Source organism: [Flexibacter] sp. ATCC 35208 (assembly GCF_001975825.1).
In the GTDB taxonomy this organism is placed as follows: Bacteria; Bacteroidota; Bacteroidia; order Chitinophagales; family Chitinophagaceae; genus Chitinophaga.
Map to the genome: position 1 here is coordinate 1 of NZ_MTKN01000108.1, position 11627 is coordinate 11627.

At 40.0% G+C, this 11627-nt stretch carries 8 protein-coding genes and 1 pseudogene; 3 read left to right on the forward strand and 6 right to left on the reverse strand.

Features of this window, described 5'->3' with window-relative positions; translation table 11 throughout:
• The first annotated feature begins 254 nt into the window (after positions 1 to 254).
• Both BW716_RS33210 and BW716_RS33215 read left to right on the forward strand, forming a co-directional pair.
• Positions 255 to 653: a hypothetical protein gene (locus BW716_RS33210; protein WP_083730363.1), complete on the forward strand. Its 399-nt coding sequence runs from the start codon at positions 255 to 257 to the stop codon at positions 651 to 653.
• Positions 654 to 1039: 386 nt separating this feature from the next.
• Positions 1040 to 2134 carry a hypothetical protein gene (locus BW716_RS33215; RefSeq protein WP_083730364.1) on the forward strand — a complete coding sequence of 365 codons (1095 nt, stop codon included), beginning with the start codon at positions 1040 to 1042 and terminating at the stop codon, positions 2132 to 2134.
• Here BW716_RS33215 and BW716_RS38295 read toward each other — a convergent pair.
• The 3 genes and pseudogenes from BW716_RS38295 to BW716_RS33230 all read right to left on the reverse strand — a co-directional run.
• A pseudogene (locus BW716_RS38295) lies at positions 2100 to 2230 on the reverse strand (IS630 family transposase); the annotation flags it as partial. The gene BW716_RS33215 and the pseudogene BW716_RS38295 sit on opposite strands and share 35 nt — an antisense overlap.
• A gap of 569 nt (positions 2231 to 2799) precedes the next feature.
• Positions 2800 to 3702, reverse strand: coding sequence for a hypothetical protein (locus tag BW716_RS33225; protein ID WP_083730366.1), 903 nt, complete (start codon positions 3700 to 3702; stop codon positions 2800 to 2802).
• A 9-nt stretch (positions 3703 to 3711) separates the two neighbouring features.
• Positions 3712 to 6765, reverse strand: a complete 3054-nt coding sequence (locus BW716_RS33230) for an RHS repeat domain-containing protein (RefSeq protein ID WP_083730367.1) — start codon at positions 6763 to 6765, stop codon at positions 3712 to 3714.
• Between the two features lie 23 nt (positions 6766 to 6788).
• Here BW716_RS33230 and BW716_RS33235 point away from each other — a divergent pair, with 23 nt between their 5' ends.
• Positions 6789 to 8261 (forward strand): IS66 family transposase, encoded by a 1473-nt coding sequence (locus tag BW716_RS33235; protein ID WP_083730368.1) that lies wholly within the window; start codon positions 6789 to 6791, stop codon positions 8259 to 8261.
• Here the strand turns inward: BW716_RS33235 and BW716_RS33240 are convergent.
• The 3 genes from BW716_RS33240 to BW716_RS33250 form a co-directional block, all read right to left on the reverse strand.
• Positions 8249 to 8809, reverse strand: coding sequence for a hypothetical protein (locus BW716_RS33240; protein ID WP_143709182.1), 561 nt, complete (start codon positions 8807 to 8809; stop codon positions 8249 to 8251). The two genes, BW716_RS33235 and BW716_RS33240, sit on opposite strands and share 13 nt — an antisense overlap.
• A 147-nt stretch (positions 8810 to 8956) precedes the next feature.
• Positions 8957 to 9430, reverse strand: a complete 474-nt coding sequence (locus BW716_RS33245) for a hypothetical protein (protein ID WP_143709183.1) — start codon at positions 9428 to 9430, stop codon at positions 8957 to 8959.
• Positions 9431 to 9435: 5 nt separating this feature from the next.
• On the reverse strand, positions 9436 to 11627 hold a 2192-nt coding region (locus BW716_RS33250), incomplete at its 5' end, for an RHS repeat-associated core domain-containing protein (RefSeq protein ID WP_220388883.1).

Genomic DNA, 11627 nt, shown 5'->3' on the forward strand with positions numbered 1-11627 from the left:
TACGAGATTGAATGAAAGGTAAAACCCAACTTGCGAAATCAAAAGAAGCAAAGTGATGAATACCGATATTTTGATGATCAACTTTACAAAAGACGAACAAAAATTGAACATGCCAATGCCTGGATGGATGCTTTTAAAGCATTGCTTGTCAGATATGAAAAACTTGTTGAAACATGGATGGCATTGCAATGGCTGGCTCTTATAACCCTTTTTTGTAGAAAATTAAAAGTATAAACAACTTCAACTTCAATATAATGAAAGAGAAAAAACCGCATATAATATTAAAATTTTTTAACAGAAGTGGGGGTGAAAGTGAGTTTACTAAAATAATCACTGAGGAAAATGAAGCCAATTATTCTGCTCATCTTAAAGGCCTTCCTGAGGATGAAAAGGGGTTAATTATTTACAAAAAAGACGATGACAACTGGGTCTTAATTACCAAAAGACGCATAAGGTCCGCCTCAAAAGGAGAAGGACATGAACTTTTGCTCGAAGACATGGCAACGGCAAATGTTTGCATGGAAAGTCTTGAAGCTTATAAACATAAATTTATTTTAACAGATAAGGATGGTAACAATCGTACACTATATTTTGATGATAGTGCTGCTTTTCAAAGTATGACGTATGTCATCTTCTTCCTTGCACAGGCTTAATCCTCTAATAAAAAAAAGGTAGGTGTCTTTCTATCGTAAGACACCTACCTTTCTTTTATTTCTGATGATACACCCTCGCCCAATCCAAACTCACACGCTGAGCAGCCACCGTACTATCAATCCCTTCAGTACCTCTCACGCACCACCAATAGCTATATTCGTACATTTTAGCGCAAAAATTTGATCCTTCCACTAAGGAAGTTTGAGTTTTCATCCGAAACCTGAATTATTTCACCATGGTGAAGGTTCAGTCTGTCTATTAAGTGATTTGAAGTCATTTTTTATCTTATAAGATTTCCGGGAAAAAGAGGGTAGCATCGGCGAAACAAAATGCGGGAGGAGGCATAAGCTTTGAAGACAAAGTGAATGCCTTCTACCTGGCCTGTATGCTCACTGAAGTACCGCCATTCGGCAGTGAACTGGGCTTGATCGGGCGAATCGATTTCCAGGTGCGCGCCGATCAAAATGTATTCGACGATGTGCGGCTGACGTTAATTAATGGAAGCAGGATTAATAAGCTTCACCTTTCTATAAAAAGCAATCAACAAATTTCAAAAAATGGTATACCCGCTGAAATTAGCCGCTTACTGTGGGAACAATATTTACAGGTAAACGGGCTCGTCTTCGATCGGGATGTAGACTTGATGGGCCAGGTGCAGGCTCCTGCACCTGTAAAAATTGCTAACGACTTGCGATCCATCCTTCAACAAGCCAGGGAGCAAAATCTGCAGGTTCTAACAGCGAGAAATCAGGTTGATCGTTATAACTCCAAACAAAAGCGACAGGTATTGCAGAGCTTTGAATGTCCGGCCAACCTTCGCGAACAATTTGGCTTAAATGAAAATTCTTTTGAAGTAGCAGCCTGTTTTTATTACCAGGAACATGATTTTGAACATGAGGATTCAGCCTCCGAACAACGTTTTCTGGAACTCTGTCAAAAAGCCCTGATCAATCCCGATCTCCAACAAGCAGTCAGTTTAATGGAAACACTTTGCCATTTGCCAAGGAAATGGTCTGCCTTGAGTGCGTATGTTGACAGGGCAAAACTTGCCCATGAATTAACGGGTAAATATGCGCTCGTTGAATTTCCGTCGTTCAAATATGACTGGTCTCAGCTGGAAAAACATACGCAAGGAAAACTATCAGTTATCCAGGATCAGATCGGTAACAGGCTTGAATTCGCAAGGATAGCTCTTTTGGAACAGCTCAAAAATCGAACGGGCAATCTATGCTTCCTGACCGGGGCCTTGGCAAAACATTTAGCGCAATCGGTGCAGCAGGAGAGCGCGGTGGTTTGGCTGGATAGCTATGACTTGGAGCAAAAGTCCATTACGGCGCAATTAAAATTGCACCATAACTTTGAGGAAGTATTATCTATTGGTGCTAATAGGTTCGTTTTTTGCATAATTGACGGAGCTGAAAAACTATCAGATTTCGGCTTTAATTTTCCATATTCGCCACAAACTCACTACTGCAACTAGCTGGGATTACCCACCCTTTTACTTTCCAGGGCTTAAGTTCATTTTTTTTAACACCTTTCTTACTGTTACGTGGGAGATGCTTTCTACATACTTCAACAGTCCAGGTAATATCGGAAATGCCAGCTTGTACATCCTTCACTAAATTCCCTATCTTATCATAACCATAATTATTATCAGACTGGGACTTCACATCGGTGGAATAATCTGTTGTCGAAATGTCATCTTTTACCTGTGCTAACTGATTATTCAACAGGTAACCGGATGCATCCCTATTATAACCATAGATCAATTTATCCATCGCTGCCTGCTTACCATTCGCCCCACTACCATTTCTGTTGTAAGTCATTATATTGCCATTTGCATCATAGGTTACATCTTCCTGGTAAGCTGTACCGGCTGTTGATGCGTCCCATAATGTAGCACCAATTGTCAATGGATGCTGGCGCATCCTCTTCAGGCGATTCAACTGATCATATCTATAACTGTAACCTACTGTGTTGCCGAATTGAGATAATGATACCGTCGCTCGACTCACATTTTTGTTTTGCAATGCAATATCTGTATCTCTTATAGGGTGTCAGGAAGAATTATCATGCTGTTAATAAAGAAAAAAGTGCCTTCAGGTATAATCTGAAGGCACTTTTAAAAACAATGCATTTATCATCTTAAGCCTGAAACTCAGGATGACTAATGATTTTTGTATAGTTTTCCTTTAAAAATCCAGAAGCCCATTTCTCAAAAACAGTATAGTAATGAAGAAACAAATCTGCTACCAACAATATGTATTTGCTACTTCGATCTATCGCTTCCTGTGTGTTTGTAACTACATATTCATTCTTTCCGGATACTTGCATTATAATTGGTTCTTTCCTACTATATGTAGAAGAGTCCGAATTATATTCGTCTATTGCATACTGATCATAAAAAAACATAAATGACTGCCTACAGAATATTAAAGACTTTAGATCAGTTTGAAGATTACATTTTATTGTCTTCCCATTAATTTTAAATGATAAATCCGGGAAAAGGTATCCTTCAAGACTATCAAAGTACATCTCCTCCCTGTTTTTATCAAAGACAATTGACACCCCTTCAAACAATTCCTTTTCAATCTGAGAAGGTAAAACGCTCTTTTTAAAAGATGGTAGCGATGAGAATATTAACTCATCAAAATACTCCAAAAAATCCTCCCTAATTAAAAAATAGGTACGGGGATAAGACGCAGCCGCTGATTCAGCAGAAGGATATACTTCCCGCTGAAAAAACTGATAGCCTTTTGTTTTAATATCCTTTATGTATTCAAATTGATGTTCGATCAGATCCAAGTCTGCTAATCTGCAAAATTTAGGTAAAGGCTCAAGTACCTCACTCCATTCTAATTGATCAAAATCTATAATACTGATTTCTCTATGCCACTCAATGAATTTACGAAATGAAAAATCAGAATAAAAAAGTTTGTTTACCAAATCAGCATATTTGGGTGACTTTTCAAAATCTTCCATTAATGATTTATGATAACCAGCAATAGCAGGCTCGATGAAAAGAGTTATAAAACTTAAAAAGTCCATAGTAAATTTTTATAAAAGTAAAAATAAAGGTCCATATTCTAGAATTATTGGTATAAGTAATACCGTACCGACTTGACCTAAATCCTTTTGTGTCGGTAATTGTTTCTGCGCATCTTCCTGTTCTTGTTCCATCTTCTTAATTGGGAGAGGAACTACCGGTGTAGATTGTGGTTTTTTTTCTTTATAAGTGTAGTAAACCATTCCAGACGTAGGATTATAGACTTTATATGTAAACTCATATTTACCATCTGAAGAAGTGAGCGGCTTGTCAGGTAACGGGGCATCAGCGATATTTTCAGATCCTTTTTGATACCCTGCTTTATATGGCATTCCATTATTCTTATCTTGCTCAACCTGGGCATTTAATGCAGAGACATAACCATCTATCTGTATCTGAGCATCCAGATATTTGCTATAATCACCCGTCCCCCAGGGATAGTAGGTGTTCTCTGGCTTTAACTCCCAAACCTGTCTCGTACTCTTAGCCATATTTACAGCATCCGGCTTCAATTTATCTTTACCATTATTAATTTTTATAACCATTGTTGTATTCCATCTTGCATTTTTTGAGATAAGATATCTGGATAAAGCAACATGGGCTGCTGTCCCAATTATCTCGGGGTTATCCCTCGTGCTGGATCCTGTTGTATCACCCTTCAGGTCATTAAACCCAATGGGATTATCCTGTATGACAGCATATGGACTCCGACTAACCTCCGGACGGGGATCCACATTCCATCTTCTACCTAGCCCCGGATCATACTCCCAGAATTCCGCTGTATAACTATTCCCTTCTCCCTTTATTTCATTGCTCTTCTCTTGCCCATTAAATCCATACCTATAGGCTGAAGTGGAATAAGTTCTGTCAGGCTGAGCCAAACCAAATGGATAATAATCATTGGAACTAAGTACCAGCGCAGTATTTTCACTTGTCAATTCATCACTTACTGTGGCTAATACATTACCCAGATTATTAGCCAGTTCATATTGCTTTTTACCACTGGCTGCCCATACTGTATTGCTTTCACCAGCTGCTACATCCAGATCAGGGTGCCATGACCCTAAACGGCTAAGACCAGATAACTGTTGTTCTTTCCAGTATATTTTAACATCACCATCCTTATTACCATAAATAGCCAATGCATTTCCCAGTGCATCTCTCACATACCAGGTCTTATCTATCTGCCCACCATGAGTATATTCCTTGTAAACCCGGATACCACTCGCATCATATTTATACTCAATCGAACTGCCATCAGATTTAGTGATCTTCTTGATTTTACCTGTAAGGGTCCAGGAAACATTAGAGATACCTGCCTGTACATCAGTTTTCAGGTTGCCATTCCGATCATAACTATAGTTATTATCGGACTGTGATTTGGGATCATTAGTATAATCACTTGTAGTGATGTCATCCTTCACCTGGGCCAGCTGATTATTCAACAAATGACCGGATGCATCCCTGTTATAGACATAGGTCAGCTTATCCATAGCTTCCTGCTTACCATTCGCTCCACTACCATTTCTCTTGTAAGTCAGTATATTGCCATTTGCATCATAGGTTACATCCTCCTGGTAAGCTGTACCTGCTGTAGATGCGTCCCATGATGTAGCACCAATTGTCAATGGATGCTGGCGCATGGCCTTCAGGCGGTTCAACTGATCATATCTATAACTGTAACCTACTGTGTTGCCGAATCGAGATAATGATACCGTCGCTCGACTCACATTGCCGTTATACAGATTATGTCCTGCTGCGGAAGTACTGTTAGTCTGCCAAGTTAATGGGAAGATACCCGCATTACCAATCGGTGTATAATCGCCTGTATAATAATCCAGTGTATAGCCAAATACATCAGGGCCTACTACACTATGAATATTATCAGCCAAACCATCTTTCCCCATATCGTTCTCTGCACCCAGGAATTGACCATTGACAGCTTTCAGGTACCCCTGTAAAGTATATGCATAGTCTATCCCCTGCACTAACTGTTTATGACCTAATTCAACACGTGATATTGGACCATGCAAATAAAAACTATAATGTGCATCTGTATGTGGGTTTTCAATCTCCCAGCCATCTGTGCTGACTGAATTAATACCTGTCACAGCGTTCACCATCCTGTTATCTGCATCATATTCATAACCATAGTAGAACTGATCTGTTTTAGGTATAGAGCTGGTATTCAGATACTGATACCGCAGTTTATTTACTTTCCCTGATGCAAGATCATAGTTATATTCTATTTGCTTTGTTTCAAGTCCTTCAATCTGTTGCCACATCGCTTTCACATTCCCTACCTGATCATAACTATAATAGGTAACCTGCTGTGGTGTAGTACCATCCTGATAAGACATTGCAGCAATGCGCTTATGAAGGTTCTCCTGCGTATAACCAAATCCTTCGTATTGCTTATCAAACAGTGTGCGCGTGATCTGACTATTAGTACCAGAAGCTGCAAATGTGCTTAGAATTGACTGGGGAATAAATGTCAGGTTGTTATCTAATGCATTACCATTACTCTTTTCACCAAGTTCAATTTCACGGTTCTGCGCGTCGAAAGTGCGATATGTATATCTTGCACCCGCCCTTTGCTCAGCGTCCTGACCAGCTACAGTATTTCCCACATAATCATACCACGTCTGTAACAAACCTCCATCAGGTGATGCCTTCAACGTGATCCCATTCAATGACTGATAAGCAGTACTAGAAGCCAGCGTATGCGTCGGATAAATCGGTGTGACCGATGTCTCCGTTATACCAGACCCGACACTACCCTCACCACTCGTCGGCGTATTATACTTAAACCAATAACCCGGCTTCAATGCTACATCACTTCCGGTACTAATCCCCAGACAAGCATCAGCCGCATTCGCCGCAATTTCCGCCTCGGTCATCAGCCGGCTATAAACACGCATATGTTTTACATAACCCAAATCCTGGGGATACACAGGTGTACTGCTACCACTGCTCAATTCCCAACCACATCCTCCAGTTGTTGCATTAGTCACCACCGGGCACTTCACACCATTGATATAAACATCCCGATTATCATTATCCAATCCATACCCCTGGAAAACAGTGGATGCAGCTGAGAAAAATGATTTACGGCAGAAGAAGCGAAAAACGTTTTGTCACGGCTGCGCCTGCAGATGCAGAAAATAAGAACAGTGTACAAGGCCGGCTTTTTGATGTAGCTGCCGATCATGAAGGTTCAGTACAGCTTAAAGATGCGAAGAAAATAAAAGGGCGCATGGTAGTAGTAGCAAAAAATACAGATCCCTTGCCACACCCTGGCCGCCATGCATTACCTGAGCATCTGATGCGCTGTGTAATAAAGGTAGATCAGGATGTTCCTGCAGGTGCTGTAAAAGTGGGTACAGAGCGCACAGAAAGATTGGCAGTACAGATGATGAAATTATATGTGAACGTGGAAGAGCGCGATATTTATATTGTTAAAGCGGATGAAAGAGGAAAATACAAACAACTGATTGCTGCGCCAGCCGCTCATCCAATCCCTAAATGTAAAGCTGATATTACGCTATTGGTGATGCTTTTAATAGAAAAGTTCATCTACCATATGCCATTATACAGGATACAACAACGCTTTAAGCAATACAGCATTGATTTAAAATATAATACCCTGTCGAACTGGATTAATGCGACTATCGATGTGCTAAGACCGTTATGGGATTTACTGTGGGAGGATTTAATGAAAAGCCGGTACATTCATATGGATGAGACAAAGTTCCGCGTTCTGGACAAAACCAGGGCGAAGGGTAAAGGATCGCATAATGGATACTTATGGGTGGGTGGAAATCCAGTCCTGAAAATAGTTTGCTTTACCTATAAGAAAGGTAGAGGTAAAGGTGAGATAAAAGATATTTTATCTGGTTTTACCGGATATCTGCATACGGATGCATATAGTGGGTATGATGAATATGGAAAGCAGCCTGGTGTTACTCATTTACATTGTCTCGATCACTCTCGCCGCTATTTTGTTGAATCTTTGAATAACGACGAACAAAGAAGCAATTATGCACTCGATCATTTTTATGCGCCGTTATATCAAATAGAGCGTGAATGTAAGGAGCAGGGATTATCATATGATGAAATCACCGAAGTCCGTCAGCAGCGTGCAGTACCAATATTAAATGCCCTACGGGAGTGGATCACCACCGAAGTTAATGAAGTAATAGAAGGTACGCCCATTTACACCGCCATGGCTTATACATTAAAACGAATGAAGCAACTGATGGAATATTGTAATGACGGCATGTTGTCAATATCGAACATGTTCATAGAACAATCAATCCGTCCGACTAAAATAGGCTTGAAAAATTATTTGTTTGCCGGGTCGCATGAACATGGAGAGCGCGCAGCTATTATCTACAGTCTCATACAAACCTGTAAATTGAAGGGAATAGACCCTGATGCGTACCTGCATGATGTATTGCTGCGTATTAATGATCATAAACAAAATAAATTATGGGAACTGCTACCGCAGAACTGGAAGCCTCAACCACGAAATAATCAAGCTAAAACTCAGAGTGCCTGAATCGAAGGAGTATTAGCAGGATCGACGAGATTGAAACTCCCTTTTCCTACCTGTTGTTCAGGATACTCCAAAATATCGGTCAGGAACTCAAACACCTCTTCCTCAGTGGCACAGCCATGCAGCCCCCGCTCACATGATACGAGGAAAGTATCATGGATTTTAAAGTGAATAATCTTTACTCCTGGAGTAAATGAGTTATAGTCCCGCATGAGCATCCACTTGCCTTTATCCTCACTATCTTTATATTTTACTGCAATAAACTGATCGATAAAAAACTGCGCCTGTTCCTGCATTACTTTCTGCATCTTTTGCGAAGAAGCTTTATTAAGATTATCGTCAACTATAATAAAATAGAGCCTTGTCTGCTGGTCAGGAGTCACATGAACAAAACCTAAATTAAAACCTGTCTCATACATAACAGGCATCCTGCTGTTTAAATCCAACGATTGTATACAGGAAAAATAACGAGGGCTGTCACTATGATACATCATGGTCTCAATACCTTCATTTAAGCGAAGAAATGGATTGCTGCAAATGTAATGTGGCATAACTATTTATTTAACGGCAAAAATAGTTACCCACACAACTCTATTACATTTTATCAATGGAAATATCTGCACATGTTATTAACAGTGCATACGTCTTTTTTTGATATAAATCATCAGAGAGGGATATGGGGATGCTCGATGATTTACCTACTTATATTTCAATCCCCAATTATTTAATATACTGTCTGCGCTATGCTTTGTAACATTATTCTCTTCAGTGCCAATCAGCGGGTTATAATATTTATACTCCCAACCGACTGTATCATTATATCTATACCCAATAGTCAATTTCTCATATTTATCTCCTACTATTCTAAGGTAAGTATCACCTTCATACACTATACTGCCATCTTTCACCACCACAATCTTAGAACTCCTAAAACTTCCGCTATCGGGCCTATTAGCTGGATACCACATCTTTGTTTCGCTCAACTTATCATTTGTCAACCAATGATCTGGTAGCACTGCTATACCAATCCTCTCTCGTTCTGCATTAAAGGCAACGCCATATTTATCCCCAGGCGGGAACATCAAATAATATAACTTATCCTTAGTCAGGAGAAAAATAACTGAAACTATTATAAGCAATGGATACCAAAATTTAATTCTAGTCTTTCTCATGCTAATTACCATTTAAATAATCCGTAAATAAAATCTATAACCTTTTTGGAGGTACCCGTAGGCTCATTTCTATATGCCCTTCCATCCAATGCGGTCGATGCTCGTGGCGTAACGTCTATTGGAGAATTTTCTGTTAAAATCATTTTACCTGCGGCTCCCATTACCTGATCGGCACTAGCAGGCGCACCAACTGCTCCTAGCAGATCTCCAAAATTACCCGGTACCTTAACAGCACTACCTAATGGCAAAGCTCCCAAGGCTAATGCTTTATCCATAAAGTCAATCGTATTATTAATCTTATAGTCATTATACTGAATTTTATTAGTATTCCTGAAGTTCTCCAAATCCTTTGTTACACTTTGCAGTGAACTAACATCAAAATCTGACTCTCCTCTTGCTACAGATGTTTGTTGAGGAGTAGATGTTATATTACCAACAACCTTATTATCACTATTTGTCATTACTACATTAGAGGTTGTAGTTGTTATCACTTTTCCCTCTTCTGTTTTTATTCTGGGGTCAGAGAATACAAGATTGGTAACACTAGTAATTGATGTTTTAGTTGTTGTATAAGTAATGCCATTTTTTGTAGTAACTACTTTACTGGATGATAAACTTGAGGCTGTAACATGTAGTGTATTATACTCATCCATTGTACTAGTTATTCTTGTAGGTGGATCGTTAGGTGCCATGCCATCCGGATCGATAAACCTAATTGGATTATCAAAAGCATAATTATATGGAGAATGCCTCCTCATTTTGTCAGATAGTGGATCCACCACCTGCCACCTGCCAATCTGTGCATCATACATCCTGGCGCCATAATCATACCATTCCAAACCACTCCCATCACTAAACTCCTCACTTTGCAACTCCTTACCATTATACTTAAATCTATTCTCTATTTTCCCCACAGCCTTAGACGATATCCCCGCCATTGTCAACCCAAACGGATAATAATGCGTCTCCTCCAATAACGGCCCTCTGTTATGGACTACCACCAAATTATCAAAATACACATTCTCCCCACTTTCATTGCTGGTATAAATATAAACAAATCCTGTTTTTTTAATAAGGAACTTCTCTACCGTCAATGTTTGCAATTCATCAGGATTTCCCTGTACCTGTTTCACACCACTATTATCATCTACCATGTTGAACAGGTCGTCAAAAAGTACATAGGTGAGATATGCCCTGGGTTTAGTAGCAAGGTTCTCATCAGCATCCTTGCTGATCAACTTTTCGTACTCACTGGATGTATATGCTGACGAAATAGCGGAATTTGTACCCGCAGCCGCATGTGTACCATCAGAGATAGTGGAAGAACTGAATGCCTGTATGAGTGCAGCTAGCATACTGCTTGTGGTAGTAGTGGAGGTGCTGGCTGCTGTGCTTTTATAAAATGCTTTGACCCCCAGCTGCAGGGTATCTCCCGCCATGACCCGTAATACAATGGATGGTCCTATTTTTTCACCACTTTCTGCATTCAGCCTGGCTACATATGCATTTGGATTGGTAGTTTCATCCGTTGGATAGCCAGCAGGAAGCGCCGTGCGGGTATTGTCTATGTTACTGAATAAAGCGTTTTCAGTCGCACTGCTGGCTGTCTCCATGGTAGCGGCGTATACGCTGGTGTCTGCATTATCTCCCAATACTACCCGGACATTGCCCAGGTGATCTTTTTCAAAATAATCCCAATGATAAACGAGGGCTTTGCCGGAATCGTATTCCGGACGAATACGGCCTTCTTCGTGAATAATATATCGTAAGGTGTCCCGTTCATATACTAATCCTTCTATGTAATCAGTCACAGTGGTTTTGACAGGAGACGAGGTACTGTCCACCACGGTTTTTTTCAGTTTCCTGCCATCTGCTGTATATAAATAATTAATTGTACCCTTGCCGCTGACCAGAATTTTTTCGGGAAGATTCAGCAGGTTATAACTGATAGAAGTGATTTGCTTATTCTGATCGGATATTAAATTCCCATTACCGTTGTATGTATAGTCATCGCCTGTGTTTGTACCATCATTAAAATCACCTAGTTTGGCGGTGCTTGTATTACTGGCATCTGTCACAGTCAATAGCTTATTACTATTGGCCTGGTAGGTATATGTCAGGTTATCCACATTACTGTTGGTAGTACCTATTAACCCCTGTTGTTTCATTGAGCTAATGTTACCATTTGCATCATAAG